Below are 17,718 nucleotides of genomic sequence, written 5' to 3' on the forward strand. Positions count from 1 at the left end.
GGAGCAGCCCGGTAGCTCGTCAGGCTCATAACCTGAAGGCCGCAGGTTCAAATCCTGCCCCCGCAACCATCTCAAATCGCAAAAACCCCGCCAGGTCATTGACCTGGCGGGGTTTCGCTTCATGGACTAAGCTTAGTACGCGCCTGTTAAATGTCGTGTTACCTCAATGGTTTGGAACGGATGCGTTCAAAGTCTCGTCCCATATGTAGGGGATGGCCAGCAAACCGGAAGAGAAGGTTGTTGGATTTAAGAACGAATCCATTTTGGGATATAGAATATTTGCAGCAGTATTGCGGATATGTAGATTGATTTTGAGGTCTTGATCGGCGGGAAGAAGAAATGACGCGCTTTGTTCGATGCTTTTTCCTATCTGCCGCCCATTCACGAAGCATCTCACTGTGCCTGCAATTTTTGGTAAGACTAGATAGAGATTTTTCTTATGGCATCTGTTGAAATTGGATAGGTGCAGAGTATAGATACCTAGGCCGGAAAAATGCTCAAATCCCTGTTGTTCCCAGCCGCATTCAACAGCGATAGGCACTGGACGGGTATTGGGATTTGACTGAAAGAGCCATCCTCCTTCGAGCATTTTTTTGTAAGGAGTAGAAAAGCAGTCTTTGTTCTGTATTGGCAAACACTGGGCTTCTGCGGCTATGTCAGATAATTCAAAGGTTAAAAGCTGCCTGGGCCTAAGGGAAAGAATGCAGGTTGTATCGGCTGGGATAAAAACCGGGGATACTGCCGACGCGGTGTCACATCGCCATTCCAGAAGAATCCGTTCCTGTGACGCTGGGGCAAGCCTGGCTGTTCTTTCCCAATCTGTGTCATTAAAAACAGCTACGCGTAACAGAGAGGGGGTCAATCTCTGTAACGTAATCCTTTGAGGTTGATCTTCGATTGTCAGAAGAGGTGACGAGAAGGTTTCTGCAATAAGACGGGCAATTTCCGAAGTCGTGATAACCGGCCCTTCGATCCGCTGCGTTCTGTCATTTCGGGAGGTTGTGACGATTTTTCCTGATCTGAGCAGGCGTCCTCCTGTACGGGAGAACTCTTCAAGGATTGAGAGAGTTTGAGGATCGCGAACGACGGTGACGTCTGGCAGAATGATGGTATCGAACTGGCCTGAAACCATATGCAGGCAGCCGTTTCTGACAGTTTCCTGACGGATCTGCCTTTCGTCAATAATCGTATATCCGATGCCTGCGTCCATCAGTGCCCTGGCCCAAATGCCGAAATGCGCTGCGCAGTCCGGGATACTGCTGGCTGCCCTGAGATCCTCCAGAGGATAGAACAAGGCTACCGATCGCACTGGTACTCCATCTTCCAGAAAAGCCGAGAGACGTGCGAGTTCTTCCAGAACATCCGGTGCGTCGTCCCACCAGGGCTGAAGATTGAATCCTGGAGCAAAGTCGAAATGCGGGTCTGACTGGTGCGTGGGGTTCGGGTGGATCGCGTCCGGCAGGAAGAGGGCATGGAGCAGAACGCGACGTGCGCCTTGAAGGATATGACGGATCATCTGGGCGCGTAGTCGGGAAAGTGAAAGGTCCCATTGTCCATGCAGGGACGGTCGGCCTACTTCCCGCCCAGTAGAATATTGTTCGACCGTGCAACGCGTACGCCCGTGCGCACGGGCAAGAGAATCTCCCAATATGGCGGAAAGCTGTGGACTGTAATCGGCAGCATCCGTGACGCTCTGGGTTTTGAATGCGTCGATATCAAAATAGTCTCCGCCTGGAGCGACGCGCGCATCAATACCGCCCAGCCCTCCGAGAAGATTCCAGCCACCGACATGGGGCAACAGTTCATGGCCGGTAAGGCCAATGTCATGTGCGTCGCACCATCGCCTGAGGGTTCCGAAAAAGGCATGATGCACCTGTCGGGCATAGGTTTCAAACAGATATGCGCGCTGCGATGCGGCCTGTGGATCCGTGCCATAAACCGCGTCCAAAAGGACAATACCGTCGATACCAGTCTCAGTCAGGCTGTTGTCCCAGAGAAGGGAATTGTGGATTGCGTCGGGTCCGGACGCTGAATTCTGACCGTTCCATGTATAGAAACCGGCATAAGGATGGTCGAAGAAAAATGCCTCTGCTCTGGGAAAAGCCTCTCGCAGGGGGGCGTAGACGCGGTCGGAAAAGCGTTCAGCCGTTTCCGGCAGAAGGTAGTTGACCAGCCGGGATGTCAGGCATGTCGCTGCCACGAAGAGAGCAACGGGGCTTCCGTCCGGGAGATCTGGGGCAGTGATCTGTAAGGTGCAACCGCTGTCGCCTGTTTCAAGGAATCTGATTTGGGAAGGCTGAAGCAATGTCCGGGACGCTATGACGCCACCGGCGACGATCTGCCACAAGCCCCATTGGGCCCTGCCGCCCTCATATGTCCAGCGTCTTGCGGCCGGTCCGAGAAAATCCAGAAATGTGGCGTCGATGTCTGAAATCTGAAGCGTGGCCTGCCCGTTCTGGAGGCTTCCGGAAGTCCAGAACAGGTGTCGTTCACGGAGATGATCGGCGCCCTGAACAGTGAGGCCCCCTCCATGTCCCGACATCCAGCCATATTCATCGTAGATCTCAATGCTGAGTCCGTATTCCTTTGCCAGATCCGAGACGAGACGGCACAGGGCCAGATAGTCAGGGGACAGATAGTCGGACAGGGGCATGGCGAGCCGTGCCTGTACGAGAATACAGCCCAGCCCGGCACGTTTCATGTCCGCGATGGCCTCGCGGCACATCTGAGGCGTGGGCAGGTGGTGCCAGAACCAGAAGGCCGCAGTCCGGAAGCGGTTTTCGGGTGTCTGAAACCAGTCGGGCAATGCCGGGGTGTTCACGCCGCAATCAGCGGGCTGAGGTAGAGATCGAGCCGTTGTCCGCGACGCATACCGGACAGGTCTATGTTCGGGTTCTGTGTGGCGGAGCGGGGACTGCCATCCACACGAAGTTCCACGATCCGCGCGGCGTAGGTCGGACCAGGTGTCAGAACCCCCTGCTGGCCTTCATGGGCGTGGATGCGACAGCTCATGAGCGCTTCACTGATGGTGAGTTCTGTCAGGCGGCCTGTTCCCGTCCAGGAGAGGATCTCTTCCTGACCACGGAAGAGCGTCATGCGGCCGTTTGTGACAGCCATGATGACCTGTCCGATGGGTGTGTGGATCGGGCCAAGTGTGACGTCGGTCCCTGTATTCTGCAGTTCCCAGCCTGCCCAGGGGTTAATGTCCATAACGTCTGCAACACCCAGCATGGGCAGCATCGCGCCCCAGGAATAGAACAGGTCCGTATCCGGTTGGTCGTTGGCCTCGCCTGTTATTGCCGAGTAATTTTCTGCGGCAATCCTGCGTTCCGTCCATGACTGGTTGAAGATCGCCATGCTGCGTTCGGCGAGCCGGGATGCTTCTGCGATAAAACCGTAGCGCCGCAGACCATGCCACACAAAATAGTTCACATTTGGCCAGATACGGCCCCGCCAGTAGACGTTATCTGCAAAAGCAGGATCATCCCGGCTGACATTGGGGATCATAAACGGGCCGTTGAAGCGGGCCGGATCAGAGAAATGTCCGATCAGGGACTGTGCCTGTTCAGGTGTTGCGGCACCGCAGATCAGCGGGAAGAAGCTTGTTGGGCCGACACTGTGGACGAAACCGCCGTGTCGTTGGCGATTGGCAAAAATGCTGCGTTCATGATCCCACAGATGTTCCCGGATTTTGCTACGGGTATCGTTTGCCAGTGCATTGAAAGTCTGTGCGTCTTCAGTGCGTCCCAGCTCCCGCGCAATATGCGCCAGACATTCCGCATCAAGCGTCAGAGAGCAGTTCAGTCCGACATCAAGCAATGACAGCGTGCGTGTTTCGGGGCTGTAGAGCGCTTCGTCATGGGTTGGGGAATTGTCCATCCCCGTTTCGTTGCGGGCTCCGAAGTGGGTGCCTTTGTACAAAGATTCTCCGACATCGGATGTTCCGCACGAGACAAGCCCCATGCCGTCGGGATCACGTTCACGTCGCCACCACATGTGATTGCGGGATAATGCCTCGTAATGACACTCGAGGAATGACCTTTCGCGCTGGCGCAGATAGATCATCCACGTCATGAATGCGCCGTTCGGAGCTTGTGTCCGGTCCACCCATGTGTCGTTCGATGTGGCGAGGCAGGCAAAATTGCCTTGAGGCGTTGCGCTTGCTGTCGCTACCGCCATGTTCTCTCGCGCAGTCTGTCCATCAATGAGGGCGGTCATCAATGCGGAATAAGTCTGATCGTTGTACCAGACTGCGAATGTCCCCAGATTCCAGATCCGGCTGAAAGTGGTATAAGGGCGACGATTGATGCCGTCATACAGGGTGTTCCAGGCCATAACATCACGAACGGCATCCAGGGCCCCGGCGTGACGTCCTGTCTGGGCGGGAAGTACAGGTTCTTTCTCAAAAGCGCGCTCACGCTCAAGTGCCGCCCGGGCCTTCGCGACGGCCAGTGCTTCACTATCCGCGACGGCTGCGGCGAAGCGCCCTTTGCGCATCATTTCCAGATTGAACCGTAATGCGATGACGGGGGCGGATGTGCCTCTGCTGCCTGTATGGAAATAGCCGTTATCGTCGAAATCTTTTGCGACGGCTTCCAGAGACTCATGAGCCGTAACCTGCACGGGGGCCATGTCGCCCATCAGGGCTACATACCGGTAGCCCAGCCGGATGACGGCGGCTTCCCCGTTATAGGTCACTGTGGTGCCACACTCGGAAGACAGACACAGTGTCAGCCAGTATCGTAGTCCCCATTCCGCGAGGACTTTCCCCTCCCATGTCCCCAGCAGGCAATAGGGATCATCTTTCTCATAGCGGAATGCGATTTCCGTCCCACCATGCCGGGTTTCGAACTCCACCAGCCTTCCGTCCATGTCATGACGGCCGAACAGAAGATCCTTTCCCGGCGGAAGCAGCGTCGCGCTGCGCTGGCTGGTGGAATAGAGCAGGGGCGTCACATGAACGCCCAATGGCAGGAATGTCATTGCTGCCGGTCGATCGGACCAGGTGTTCCATGCGCGGGCCGGGGCCACGGTGCTCTCAACAATCATGATGGATCCAGTTCGCTGCTATGGTCAGGGCAATGTCCGGGTTTTCTTGCGCCGCTACGTCTGTTGGCGTCGTCAAGGATCTGTGTCAGTCGGATTTCGTCCAACTCAAGACCGAACGACCAGCAGAGTGTGTCGTAGATACCAAGGAAGGAACGGCGGCAGGAAGCAAGCCGCGTTTCGGTCCCAGCGATGCCCTGACCCGTCACACCGGCAAGCCACGCGACCAGATCGTCCTGTACGCCCGGAACTTCCAGCGCCTGTCCGGGCGGGGTGTGCGGATCGAGCCATCGCGCTGCTGTGGCATCGCCCGTGACATGAAGGGGAGCCGAGAGGCGGATATCGCGGGATGATGCCCCGATTTCGATGCTGACCTCTCCGGCAGGGACGGCCCAGTCGTCCCGTACGGTGTCGAAATAGGCGAGATCGCGGCGGCTTAGCGTCATGTCCACGACGCGGCTTTCTCCCGGCTCCAGACAAACCGTCGCAAACCCTTTCAGGGCCCGGAGCGGATGGTGGGGGAGCGCCCGGTTTGGGGCGGTTGGAGTCCGCCCGAGGTAAAGCTGACAGACTTCCCAACCGGTCCGGGCGCCGGTGTTGGACAGTGTGAAGCGGACGGTCACGTCATCCGCTCCGGTCGTCAGTTCCAGCGCATCGTAGGTAAAGGACGTGTAGGACAGTCCGTGGCCGAATGGGAAAAGCGGCTGTATGTGGCGGATGTCGAAAAATCGGTATCCGACGAAAATGCCTTCCCGATACAGATGTGTTCCCTGTTCACCGGGATATCCCAGAAAGGCAGGGCAGTCTTCCGGTCGCACAGGCCATGTAACAGACGTTTTGCCGGACGGGTTGGTATGCCCGAACAGGATATCGGCCACGGCCTGTCCCAGGCCGGCCCCTGCATAGCCTGCCGAGAGAATGGCCTGCACGTTGTTGGCCCATGGCAGCACGACGGCATCCGGATGGCTCAGAACCACGACGATCCTGTCATGGATCTTCGTCAGTTCGGTAATCAGGCGATCATGCGCCGGGCATAGCCCCAGATCGGGCCGGTCGGCGTTTTCGCCACTGACGCAGGGCGGCGTGGAGGCGAAGACGATGACGGTTTCGGCCGTGCGCGCTGCGGCAAGGGCTGCGCCCTGACGGTGTGCGTCATGGTTGCCATCCTCACCCCAGCCGGGTTCCCAGTGGAGGGATACACCTTCAGGTGCAGTCTCTCTCAGGCAATCGAGCGGAATATCGCACCGGATGGGCCGGACGGCGGCGCTGCCCGCCCCCTGTATTTCAGGCAAGACCGCGCCTGTGCCAATGACCAGCAGGCGTTTACCGGGTTCCGGGGTGAGAGGCAGGACGTCATTCTGGTTGCTCAGCAGAACACAGGCGCGGGCGGCCGCCTTGCGGGCGAGATCGTGATGGGTCGCGAAATCCGGGCGTGAAACGGGCAGTCGGCGCTGGGCATCCACGATCCGCAGGGTGAGGGCAGCGATATGGGTACAGGCTTGGTCCAGCGCAGCCTCAGGCACCCTCTTGTTCAGGACTGCGCTTTCAAGCCGTCGCCTGCGGGCGGCATTGAACGGCATATCCAGATCGTTCCCGGCCTTTACGGCGGCTGGGAGATCCTGAATCCCGTGCCAGTCAGACATGATCACACCGTCATAGTGCCACCGTTCCCGGACGACCCCGCGCAGGAGCCACGGGTTCTGTGACGTCTGAAACCCGTTGAGCCGGTTGTAGGACGTCATGACCGTCCACGGGTTACTCCGGGCAATCGCGCGCTCGAAACCCAGAAAATACAGTTCGTGCAGCGCGCGGGGCTCGACGACAGAATCCATGCTGATGCGTTCAACTTCGGAATTGTTGCACGCAAAATGCTTGAGAGATGCTCCCACGCCCTTGTCCTGAAGACCCCGGATGACGCCGGCTGCCATGTCTCCCGTCAGGATCGGGTCTTCGCTGAAATATTCAAAACCCCGCCCCGCCAGCGGCGAACGGCGCAGGTTGATGCCCGGTCCGAGCAGAATCTGCGCGCCTGCAGCCCGGCATTCGATCGCCAGTGCCTCCCCGATCTCATGGGCCAGTTCGATGTCCCAGCTGTTGGCCAGAACGGACAGTGCAGGAAAACAGGTTGCCGGCACGCTCTTGCCGAGCAGGACATTGCTGTCACGACTTTCCGGATCGTCAGTTGTATCAACGGCATCGAGGAACGCCCCGAGATCGGCATTCTGTGGGTCTGTGGAGATCTGATTCGGTACGACGCGCAGGCCGTTGGAACCATCGACCATCAGTAATGACGGCAGTCCCAGTCGGGGCACGCCCGTCGTGCGCCACAGGCCGTTGCCGCAGACGAGGTCGAGCTTCTCCGTGATTGTCATCTGCGCGACGATGGCGCCGGCCTCACTTCGGAATGCGTTTGCCATGTCAGATCCCCTCTAGCGCAACGGGAGTTTCAGGCTGAAGGGTGCGCGTCATCTCGTCTTCGGAAGGGTAAAGCAGGATGACCAGGACCGAGAGCAGGGCGACGCAGGCCGGGACACCCAGAAAACCGAACGTGATAAAGGCGCGTGCGGTCTGTGTCTGTGTGACGGCATGGGGAACATAGCCGCCCCAGCCCAGAATCGCTGCAGAAAGCGAGCCGCCGACGGCCCAGGCGACCTTTCCCGCAAAGCTGTTCACGGAATAGGCCATTCCGGACGCTCGAATGCCCGTAACGGCCGTACCGTAATCAATGGAATCCGCGACCATCGCATAGAAAACAGGCAGGGTCATGCCTTGGAAAAAGCAGATCATGCCAAAGACGGCGACCAGATAGACCGCGCTGTTCGGGCCATAGGCAAACAGGGCCAGACCGATTGCAGAGAGAATATAGGGCAGCACAATCGTCAGTTTCTGTCCGACATGGCGGGCAAGCCAGGGCGAGCACATCACTCCCAGAACCTTGCTGGCCCCCATCATCGAGATGAGCAGCCCCCCGAAATACTGCGGGCGATGCAGGACTTCTGTCGCGTAATACAGCGACAGGCCATAGAACGCCGTCAAATTGATGTAGAACAGGCTCAACACGATCGTGACGATCACCCATGCCCGGTTGCGGAACAGGGAGCCGAGCAGAACCCGGATGGGGCTGTCATTCGCTTCCAGGTCATGACGCTCGCGGCAGGTGAAAAAAGGAATGAGCGCCAGTCCTCCGCCTACGGCCCCTGCAACGGCCATCGCCAGCGGGTATCCCAGCTTCTCGTTACCAGCACCAAACAGATGCACCATTGGCAGGATGGACGATCCGACCAGAAACGTCGCGAGTGTTGCGCCCATCATGCGGAAAGTGGACAGGGAGAGACGGTCCTCCCGGTTGCGGGTCATGACGTTGGGCAACAGCCCATAGGGCACGATGACGAGCGAAAAGAGTATACCCATCACGAGATAGGTGGCGTAGGCCCAGGCGAGGCGTCCTCCTGCTCCAAGTGGCAGTGGCAGAAAACAGCAGAATGTCAGGAGGCCGAGTGGTAGCGAAAACCATTTCAGGTAAGGCCGGACGCGCCCACCGAACAGGATGCGATGGTCGATCAGATATCCGATGACCGGGTCCACCACGCTGTCGACCACCCGTGCCAGAAGCATCAGCAGGGCAACAGAGGATGCGGAGAGACCGTAAACATTGGTATAGTAATAGATGAGATAGGCCCCGGTAATTCCAAACAGGGCATTCCCTGCCAGATCGCCGAAACCGAAGCTCATCCGTTCCCACAGTGCGGGGCGCTGGTTGTTCGTCGTGCCGTTCATGCAGCCATCCGGTTGTAAGCGCTGCGCTGCCTTTTCTTCATCCTGAAAAGGCAGCGCCGGGGAAGTCCGGTCCAGACAGGGGAATGTCAGAAGTCTGCTTTCACCCCACCGAAGAACTGGCGGGGTGCACCCACGACCAGCGACTGGTAATCGCCCGAAAGCGGATTGCCGCCGTCATCACCGGTCATGATCAGGTAGCGTGACCCTGTCAGATTGGTGACGTTAAACGATGCTGTCAGATTTTCCAGACGTCCGATGCGGCCGAAATTGTAGCGTGCCCCGAAATTGACCAGCCAGTAGGACGGAAGGGAGGTGTCGTTCGTGTAGCTGAACGGACGGCTGCTGGTGTAGAGCGCGTCGATGTTAAAGCTGGCCTTCTTGTAGGTGTACTCCGCCGTCGCCTTGTACATCAGGTCCGGATAGTTCACGACGTGCTTGCCCTTGGTGGCATAGGTCGTGCCCTGCTGGCTGATGTTGTTGTCGTAGGTCGAGTGGTTGTAGCTGATCGAGTTAAAAATCGAGAGACCACGCAGCGGGCGCAGGGTCAGACCGGCATCCACGCCGTTCATCGTCACACCGCCGAGGTTCAGCACCGTTGTCTGCGGGTTGGTCTGGCTGCCCTGGACCAGCGCGCCCAGACGGTTTGAGAAGTTTACGCGATAGGCACTGACCGAGAAATCCACACGCCGCTGCGTAAAGCGGTAGCCAACCGAGTAGGCCCAGCTGGTCTCGGGTTTGACGGAGCTGCGTGACAGATCGAAGGCCTCCTGCGAGACGGCAAACGGCGATGCCGACAGGTGATAGCCGCTTTCCGGATAGGCGCGCATGTTCTTGGCGATATCGAAATACAGCTCATGATGCGTCAGGAAATGCCAGTCCCCGCTGAAATGCGGCAGGAACGCCCCGAATGTCGTCAGACCCACGCCGCCGGCAAGAGCATTGGTGCCGGTATAGGGTTCGTAATTTCCTGTCTGTCCGACATGGGTCGTGCTCAGCATGGATTTGAAACCTGCATGGAGCGAAAGGTCTTTAACTGGACGCCAGGTGTCCTCGATATAGGTCTGCATCGTGTTGGTATTGTAGGTCTGCCCCCAGAGCTTGGCGAAGGGGTCGGACCATTTGCGGAAAGGATTTGGCGTCAGCGTCTGACCGTCGGCAAGAAGCGGGTCGTTGTAGGCGAACATGTTCGAGACGTATTTGTTGTTCTCGTACCAGATGCCGCCATGAATTTCGTGTTTCCCAATATCATACGTCATGCTCGACGTCAGGCCGAAGCGCTGGATATCGGGCTGCTTGACGATTTCGGAAAGGGGGGCGCCGTTCGCTGACGCCATCCAGGGGTCAGACCACTGCGTATTGGCCTTCTGGTTATGGCCGTACACGACGGAATCCCACCGCAGATGATCCGCCAGCTTCAGATGAAAATTCAGTCCTCCCAGCAGATCGCGGGAAGCCGTTGTTCCGGCGTAGTAGGATACATCCTTCGGGTCGCTGGTTTTGTCTTCGCCGTGCGAGTAGATCCCCTGTGCTGCGTTATAGGCCAGTCGATAATTCGGATAGTAGTTGGAGATGCCGTAACCCAGCTTCTGGACCGTCTCCAGTGTTTCGGACTGGTAATTGAACTGCTGGACATCCGCCCAGTCGAACAGGAGCGAGACGCTGCTTTCATTATGGATCGGCTGCACCAGCTTCAGGTTAGCCTGCTGGAAGAACTGGGTGCCATAGCCTTTCCACAGTTTGGTGTCGTTCCGCATGTAGGACACGTAGAACTTGGTCCCGGTGGGGTTCAGCTTGCCGCTGTCGATACGGATGAAAGCGTGGGTGGTGGCGTTGCTTCCGCCGGTCGCGGCCAGCGTGCCACCGAACTTGTCCTTGGGATCAGACGACGAAATCATGATCGCACCGCCGAGCACATTGGTGCTGGGCATATCCACGGCGCCTGCGCCCTGTGACATTTCCATATGACCAACATTCTCGGATGACAGCGCGGCAACGGCGTTGAGGCCATTATAGTTACGATAGACGGACTCACCGAGTGGAATACCGTCCAGTGAAAAACCGATCTGGTTCTGCGAGAACCCGTGGATATAGAGTTTGACACCGCCCGTATCGACGCCCTGCGCATCGTCCGATTGAAACAGGACACCTGGCACGTTCTGCAACGCTTTCATGACGGAAGTTCCGGCAACAGCGTTTGTGAAAACGTGTTGGGAGATGACGGTCTGTGCACCATGAGAAACACGCCGTCCCTGAACTTGCATAAGTTCGGGTTGCATGGCGCGGGACGAAGCGTGCCGTGCGGCAGATGGTCTGGACGCAGGGAGCGTGTGCTGTGGATGCGCCTTTCCCTTACGGACATGCTGCGATTTTTCTGCCGCCCACCCGTATGAGGGAATGACGGCCAGCACTGTGGAAAGCAGAGCCATGTGGCGTAACGCGAGTTTGTTCTGAGAGACGATACGCATTGAGATCAATCCTTGCTCTCACACGGGTCGGATGGGATGGCAATCTGATAGCGGGAAAACGTCACGTTTCGATCTTATAACGTATAAACGATATTATGAACGACAATTCGATTCTGCAACAAAAAAGAATCTCCCGAAAAGCACTGTCTTACAGCCATTGTTTTTCGTTTTTCCGGATGCTCCGTTCAGAGATTGTGTAGCTATTACTAATGTGTACGTCATTAATCAGAAGCAGGGCAGCAGAGGCGTGCGTGGACAGGGGAAGTGACTGAGGCATTGCGAGATGTGGCATGGGGTGCTGGCCTTCTTTCTGGATGGGTGGGGGTATCCGGGGTATTTGTCGCGCGCTGTGAAGGGAAGGCGATCGGGAAATTTGGATATACAATCCCTTCAGAGGCTGTAAAAATCTTTTGGGGTTTCAATGGAGAAAAATCCGATGTCGCGTGATGCAGATTACGAGCTTTGCAATCAGATCGGATATCTTCTCCGGCGCGCCTATCAGCGACACACGATCATCTTTCAGCGTGAAATTCCCGACGATCGGCTGACCTCTGCCCAGTTTGCAGCCATGGTGACAGTCTATCGGCTGAAGGAAGCCCCTCTCGTACAGATCAGTGCCGCGACCGGCATTGATCACGCAACTTTGCGTGACATCGTCATGCGTCTTCGCAAGAGAGGACTGGTGAGCATTGTTCAGGATCGCAATGATCGCAGGCAGCGTATCGTGTCCCTGACACCGGAAGGGCTCATCCTTGTCGAGAGTACGATTCCAAGTGCTGCGGATGTGACAGCCCGTACGCTGGCACCGCTTGATGCGTGCGAGAGGGTTGCGGCGCTCCATATCCTGAAAAAACTGGCGTTTTTCGAAGACTGAAAACTCCGGAATATATCTCAAACAGGAAACGAAACGGAATCGTCATAATTTTCTTGACGCACCCGGAAGGACTGTGAATTATTCATATATAGTGTGTACGCCATTATTGTTGGGCTCTCTTGCTCCGCGATGGCCAGCAGCAGAAGGGCAATCAGATGTCGGGTGGTGTTCGGGTCGGTATTGTGGGGGCTGGTCTTGGTGGCGTTGCTGCAGCGGGGCTTTTGCAGCGTAAGGGCTTTGACGTAACGCTTTATGATCAGGCGCCCGGTTTTTCCCGGCTGGGGGCAGGCATCCAGTTTGGCCCTAACGTCCTGAAAATCCTTGCCCATCTTGATGGTCTAGACAAAAAACTCGAGGAAATTTCCTGCCTTCCTGACTACTGGGTCAGCCGAAACGGAACAGATGGCTCGGTTCTTGCAAAAATCCCGCTGAATGCGGAGCGTGAGCGCTACGGTGCACCTTACATCACCATTCATCGTGGTGATCTGCATCAGGCGATGCTTGATTGCATTGAGCCTGACCGCATCAAATGGGGCCACAAACTCGTCGATTTTACGGATAACGGTAAGACCGTTTCGCTGGAATTCGAGAACGGTTCTACGGATAGCGTAGACATTCTGGTTGCAGCAGACGGAATAAATTCGCGTGTACGTGAGAAAATCTTCGGTCTGGAAGAAGCTCTCTATACCGGCTGGATCGCGCATCGGGCGATCATTCCCGGTGCCGCCGCGAAGGCTCTGGGAGCGGATGTCAACGCCAAGTGGTGGACCGCTGACCGCCATATTGTCTGCTACTATCTCGATCGCAAGGAAGAGGAATTCTATCTTGTGACGGGAGAGCCGGCGGAATGGACCAGCCGGGCCGGTCAGCTTCCTTCTACGCGTGAAGAGTTCAAGGCGGCATTCGCGGATTATCATCCGATGGTTCAGGGCTATATCGATGCGGCGGAAACCGTGACGAAATGGCCGCTCAAGACGCGTGAGCCGCTGTCGAAATGGCATGAGGGCCGTGTGGTGCTTCTGGGTGATTCCTGTCATCCGATGAAGCCCCATATGGCACAGGGTGCAGCCATGGCAGTCGAGGACGCAGCTGTGCTGACACGCTGTCTGAGCGAGCTCGGTGTTGCCGATCTGGATGCGACGTTCGAAGCCTATTACGGGGCCCGCAAGGAGCGTGCGACCAAGGTCCAGAGCATTTCCAACGCCAATACCTGGCTGCGTCAGCCTGAAGATCCGTACTGGTGCTACGGCGATAATGTCTACGACCTGAAACTGACATCCTGACGTGAAGGAGAGGGACGCTATGACGGACAGCGTCTTTCTGATGGTGAACGGGGAACGGCGCCAGGTTCACGCTGCCCCTGGCACACCACTTCTGACTGTGCTGCGCAATGATCTTGGTCTGAATGGCCCGAAATTCGGATGCGGACTGGGAGAATGCGGGGCCTGTACCGTACTGCTGGATGGCAAGGCCGCGCGAAGCTGCGTGGTTCGGGTTGAAACCGCCGCTGCGTGCGCGTCCGTCGTAACGCTGGAGGGGCTGTCTTCTGACAGGTCCGATCCGGTCCAGAAGGCTTTCATCAAAGCACAGGCCGCGCAGTGCGGATATTGCCTGAACGGAATGGTCATGACGGTAAAGGCATTTCTGGATGCCGTGCCCGATCCTGACGAGGCGGCGCTGAAAGAAGCGTTGCGATATAATCTGTGTCGCTGTGGCACGCATGTTGAAATCATGAAGGCCGCCTGCATCGCGGCAGGTCTTGTGAAGGGAGAGCCCTGATAATGCAGGCATCGCTCCCTACGGGCTCCCTCAGCATTTTCCGTCCTGCGCAGCCTCCGAAAGGACTGGCGGCACGGGGCGGCTTTATTCCCAAAGACGAGATTTTCCTGCGCATCACAGCTGACGATCAGGTCGTGGCGTTCTGCGGGCATGTGGATCTGGGAACGGGGATTGCGACGTCTCTGGCGCAGATCGTGGCGGAAGAGCTTGATGCCCGTCCGGCGCAGGTGCGGATGGTGCTGGGCCATACCGAGGATACCCCCGATCAGGGTGCGACGATTGCGAGCGAGACCATTCAGGTCACGGCCATTCCGCTTCGCCGGGCAGCAGCGCAGGCGCGGCATCTCCTGCTGGAACGTGCAGCGGAACTGACGGGCCGGGCGGTTGGGACCATAACGCTGCGGGAGGGTGAGCTGGTCTGTGAACCGCCTTTGCCGAACCGGGTCTATCGGATCGGAGATCTGGTCGAGGGCGTGGAACTGCGGGTGCTCCTCGATGATGCGGCGGCGGTGAAAAGTACGTCAGAATATCGTCTGGTGGGGCGGGATATGCCGCGCGTCGATATTCCGGACAAGGTGACGGGCCGGGCGGTCTATGTCCATGACGTCCGTGTGGACGGGATGCTGCATGGGCGCGTCGTGCGGCCGCCTTATGAGGGTTACGATCACGGACCGTATGTCGGACGGGCGCTGCTTTCGGTTGATCGGGAGTCTGTGACGCATCTTCCAGGTGTGGTGGATGTGGTCGTGGTCGGCGATTTCGTGGGTGTAGTGGCCGAACGCGAGGAACAGGCTGCGGCTGCCGCAGAAGCATTGCGGGTCAAGTGGGCGCCTGTTGCACTGCCGGATCTGACCGATCCGGTCGAGGCCGTGCGGGATAACCCTGCAACGCCGCGCGTTGTGCTGGATCGCGGCACGCTTGAAGACGGTCTGGCAGGTGCGAAGACTGTTCTGGAGCGGGAATATTTCTGGCCGTACCAGATGCATGGCTCCATCGGTCCGTCCTGTTCAGTGGCGGACTGGCAGGATGGAAAGCTGAAACTCTGGTCCGGGACACAGAACCCGCACATGCTGCGCGCGGATCTGGCGCTGCTGATGGGCCTGTCTACGGCGGATATCCAGGTCATCCGGCATGAGGCCGCCGGGTGCTATGGGCGTAACTGCGCAGATGATGTGGGCGGCGACGCAGCCCTGCTGTCGCGCGCGGTGGGGCGGCCGGTGCGGGTGCAGCTTTCGCGCGAGCTGGAGCATGTCTGGGAGCCGAAAGGTGCTGCACAGCTCGTGCGGATCCGGGGCGGAATTGATGCGTCCGGGCAGCCTGTCGCGTATGATCTGGACACCAGTTATCCGTCCAATGTCTCGCCATTGCTGGCGCTGGTGCTGACGGGTGTGGTTCCGGCTGACGTGCCGTCTGTGGCGCAGATGGGGGATCGGACGTCTGTTCCGCCCTATGATTATCCCAACGCGCGGGTGACGGTTCAGGATATGCCCCCGATTGCGCGGGCATCCTGGTTTCGGGGCGTTTCTGCGCTTCCGAACAGTTTTGCGCATGACAGCTATATCGACGAGCTGGCGGCGGAGGCCGGGGCTGATCCGCTGGAATACCGTCTGGATCATCTGCCGGACCAGCGGGCCTGCGAGCTTCTGAAGGCGACGGCGGATCGGGCTGGGTGGACATATCAGGCCGGGCCGGTCGAGGTTGATCCGCAGGCCCGCGTGCTGAAGGGACGGGGACTGGCCTATGCGCAGTATGTGCATGGGACATTTCCCGGCACGGCGGCAGCGTGGTCGGCCTGGGTTGCGGATGTGGAGGTAGATCGTCAGTCCGGCGTGGTGAGTGTCACGCGGGCGGTGGTCGGGCAGGATGCGGGCATGATGGTGAACCCGGCTGGGGTGCGCCATCAGCTTCAGGGCAATGTCATCCAGTCTACGAGCCGGATCCTGCGCGAAGAGGTCCAGTTCGACGAAAAGGGCGTGGAGAGCAGGGACTGGGGTGGCTATCCGATCCTGACTTTCCCGGAGCTGCCGGCGATTGAACCCGTGCTGATGGAGCGTCAGGACCACCCGCCTCTGGGGGCGGGGGAGTCCGCGTCCGTGCCGAGTGCGGCGGCGATTGCCAATGCGCTTTATGCTGCCACGGGCGTGCGTTTTCGGGATGTGCCGTTCACGCCGGAAAAGGTGAAGGCACGGCTGGATGAGGCGCTCGGGCCGCTGACGGCGGAGGCGGTGCGACCATTGGCGGCGCTGGGTGTGGCTGGGCCGGAAATGCGTCCGGCGATGGCACGGACGACGCTGGGCGCGAAGCTGCGTCGCGGGGCGTTTGCAGCGGCTTTTGCGACGGTGGGCGGTCTGATGGCGACGGTCATGCCCTGGCGGTCGGCAATTGCGCCGGTCTCACCGCCGGAAGCCGGGCTGTTTTCCGATGCTGCGATTGCACGGGGCGAGAAGGTTGCCGCCGCGGGGGATTGTGCGGTCTGTCATACGGCGCCGGGTGGGGTGACGAATGGGGGGGCATTCCCGCTGGAGACGCCGTTCGGGATCATCTATTCCACCAATCTGACGCCGGATGTGGATACCGGACTTGGGGCCTGGTCCTATGAAGCGTTCGAGCGTGCAATGCGTCATGGCATCAGCCGGGACGGGCGGCATCTCTATCCGGCGTTTCCCTATACGGCATTTGCAAAGACGAGCGATGCGGATCTGCGGGATCTGTATGCCTATCTGATGTCGCAGAAACCGGTGCGCAATGCGGTGCCGAAGACGGCGCTGAAGTTCCCGTACAACATGCGCTTCTCGATGGCGGGGTGGAACATGCTGTTCCATGACCCCGCGCCGTTCACGCCCGATCCGGCCCAATCTGAACAGTGGAATCGTGGGGCCTATCTGGCGGAAGGTCTGGGGCACTGCTCGGCGTGTCATACGCCGCGTAATGCGCTGGGGGCCGAGCGCTGGAAGAGTGCGTATCTGGCCGGGGGCGAGGCTGAGGGATGGTCCGCACCCGCGCTGAGCACGCTGTCACAGTCTCCATTGCCCTGGAGCGAGGACGATCTGTACGTCTATCTGCGGACGGGATTCAGCCCGGCGCATGGTCCCGCGGGTGGGCCGATGGCGCCGGTCGTTCATTCCATGGCGGTCCTGCCGGATGCGGATGTGCGGGCGATTGCGCATTACATCGCGTCCTTCGATCGCAGGAATGCCGTCGAAGGTGTGGCGGCGCGTCGGGATGCGGTTTTGGAACAGGCGCGCGGGCTGCAGGCGCTGGACCGGGGCGAGGGCTCGCGGATCTATAACGGAAGCTGTGCGAGTTGCCATGAAGGCGAAGGCGCGCATCTGTTCGGCGCGCGTCCCCAGCTTGCGCTCAACAGTAATATCCAGGCGGACAGCCCGGATAATCTCGTTCATGTCATTCTCAAGGGTGTTTCGCAGCCTGCCTATGCGCAGGCGACCACCATGCCGACATTCGGGAACATCCTGTCTGACCGCCAGATTGCGGAACTCGTTGCATATCTGAGGCGGACAATGGCTCCCGGTCGGTCCGAATGGACGGATCTGGAGGCTCATGTGGCCCGGCTCCGTGCTCAGATCCGCGCGAACGGAGGACACTGAGGATGGGTGAACGCTGGCTTCCGGTTTGGCGCCGGGCCCAACGGACGGACATGATCGCGCCTGACGAGCATCCGGGGGTGGGACAGACGGTCCTCCTCGGCGGCCAGCATGTCCTTGCGATGACGGGATCGACCGTTGTGGGGCCGCTGCTGATGGGGTTTGACCCCAATGT

9 protein-coding genes are annotated in these 17,718 nt (G+C 58.7%); 4 read left to right on the plus strand and 5 right to left on the minus strand.

The genetic code is table 11. The annotated features are described in order from the left end of the window. Positions 1-163: 163 nt before the first annotated feature. From HK22_RS13855 to HK22_RS13875, 5 genes are all read right to left on the minus strand, one after another. Complete coding sequence (locus HK22_RS13855) at positions 164-2,821, minus strand: hypothetical protein (protein WP_143412433.1); 2,658 nt, start codon at positions 2,819-2,821, stop codon at positions 164-166. Further along, the gene (locus HK22_RS13860) at positions 2,818-5,049 is read right to left on the minus strand and encodes an MGH1-like glycoside hydrolase domain-containing protein (protein WP_086649699.1); all 2,232 of its coding nucleotides are present in this window, start codon (positions 5,047-5,049) and stop codon (positions 2,818-2,820) included. Before HK22_RS13860 ends, HK22_RS13855 begins: the two co-directional genes overlap by 4 nt. Beyond that, positions 5,046-7,463, minus strand: a complete 2,418-nt coding sequence (locus tag HK22_RS13865) for a beta-glucosidase (RefSeq protein ID WP_086649700.1) — start codon at positions 7,461-7,463, stop codon at positions 5,046-5,048. The genes HK22_RS13860 and HK22_RS13865 overlap by 4 nt, the downstream gene beginning before the upstream one ends. Position 7,464: 1 nt before the next feature. Continuing rightward, the gene (locus HK22_RS13870) at positions 7,465-8,823 is read right to left on the minus strand and encodes an MFS transporter (RefSeq protein ID WP_086649701.1); all 1,359 of its coding nucleotides are present in this window, start codon (positions 8,821-8,823) and stop codon (positions 7,465-7,467) included. A gap of 86 nt (positions 8,824-8,909) precedes the next feature. Beyond that, positions 8,910-11,288 carry a TonB-dependent receptor domain-containing protein gene (locus HK22_RS13875; RefSeq protein WP_086649702.1) on the minus strand — a complete coding sequence of 793 codons (2,379 nt, stop codon included), beginning with the start codon at positions 11,286-11,288 and terminating at the stop codon, positions 8,910-8,912. Positions 11,289-11,724: 436 nt separating this feature from the next. On the opposite strand from HK22_RS13875, the gene HK22_RS13880 reads away from it, so the two are divergent. From HK22_RS13880 to HK22_RS13895, 4 genes are all read left to right on the plus strand, one after another. Further along, positions 11,725-12,162 carry a MarR family winged helix-turn-helix transcriptional regulator gene (locus HK22_RS13880; protein WP_231865221.1) on the plus strand — a complete coding sequence of 146 codons (438 nt, stop codon included), beginning with the start codon at positions 11,725-11,727 and terminating at the stop codon, positions 12,160-12,162. A 155-nt stretch (positions 12,163-12,317) separates the two neighbouring features. Then, a complete protein-coding gene (locus HK22_RS13885; protein ID WP_086649703.1) occupies positions 12,318-13,445 on the plus strand; it encodes an FAD-dependent monooxygenase in 1,128 nt (375 codons plus the stop codon). Positions 13,446-13,464: 19 nt separating this feature from the next. Next, the gene (locus tag HK22_RS13890; RefSeq protein WP_086649704.1) at positions 13,465-13,941 is read left to right on the plus strand and encodes a (2Fe-2S)-binding protein; all 477 of its coding nucleotides are present in this window, start codon (positions 13,465-13,467) and stop codon (positions 13,939-13,941) included. Between the two features lie 2 nt (positions 13,942-13,943). Next, on the plus strand, positions 13,944-17,546 hold the full coding sequence (locus HK22_RS13895) for a molybdopterin cofactor-binding domain-containing protein (RefSeq protein ID WP_086649705.1): 3,603 nt from the start codon (positions 13,944-13,946) through the stop codon (positions 17,544-17,546). Positions 17,547-17,718: the final 172 nt, after the last annotated feature.

It is taken from the genome of Gluconobacter sp. DsW_056, assembly GCF_002153595.1.
Taxonomy (GTDB): domain Bacteria; phylum Pseudomonadota; class Alphaproteobacteria; order Acetobacterales; family Acetobacteraceae; genus Gluconobacter; species Gluconobacter albidus.

What these genes read in the sequence shown, in the direction of transcription:
- HK22_RS13875 (WP_086649702.1), bottom strand. Translation starts at nt 11,288, where the DNA reads ATGCGTATCGTCTCTCAGAACAAACTCGCGTTACGCCACATGGCTCTG.
- HK22_RS13895 (WP_086649705.1), top strand. Translation starts at nt 13,944, where the DNA reads ATGCAGGCATCGCTCCCTACGGGCTCCCTCAGCATTTTCCGTCCTGCG.
- HK22_RS13880 (WP_231865221.1), top strand. Translation starts at nt 11,725, where the DNA reads ATGTCGCGTGATGCAGATTACGAGCTTTGCAATCAGATCGGATATCTT.
- HK22_RS13865 (WP_086649700.1), bottom strand. Translation starts at nt 7,463, where the DNA reads ATGGCAAACGCATTCCGAAGTGAGGCCGGCGCCATCGTCGCGCAGATG.
- HK22_RS13860 (WP_086649699.1), bottom strand. Translation starts at nt 5,049, where the DNA reads ATGATTGTTGAGAGCACCGTGGCCCCGGCCCGCGCATGGAACACCTGG.
- HK22_RS13885 (WP_086649703.1), top strand. Translation starts at nt 12,318, where the DNA reads ATGTCGGGTGGTGTTCGGGTCGGTATTGTGGGGGCTGGTCTTGGTGGC.
- HK22_RS13870 (WP_086649701.1), bottom strand. Translation starts at nt 8,823, where the DNA reads ATGAACGGCACGACGAACAACCAGCGCCCCGCACTGTGGGAACGGATG.
- HK22_RS13890 (WP_086649704.1), top strand. Translation starts at nt 13,465, where the DNA reads ATGACGGACAGCGTCTTTCTGATGGTGAACGGGGAACGGCGCCAGGTT.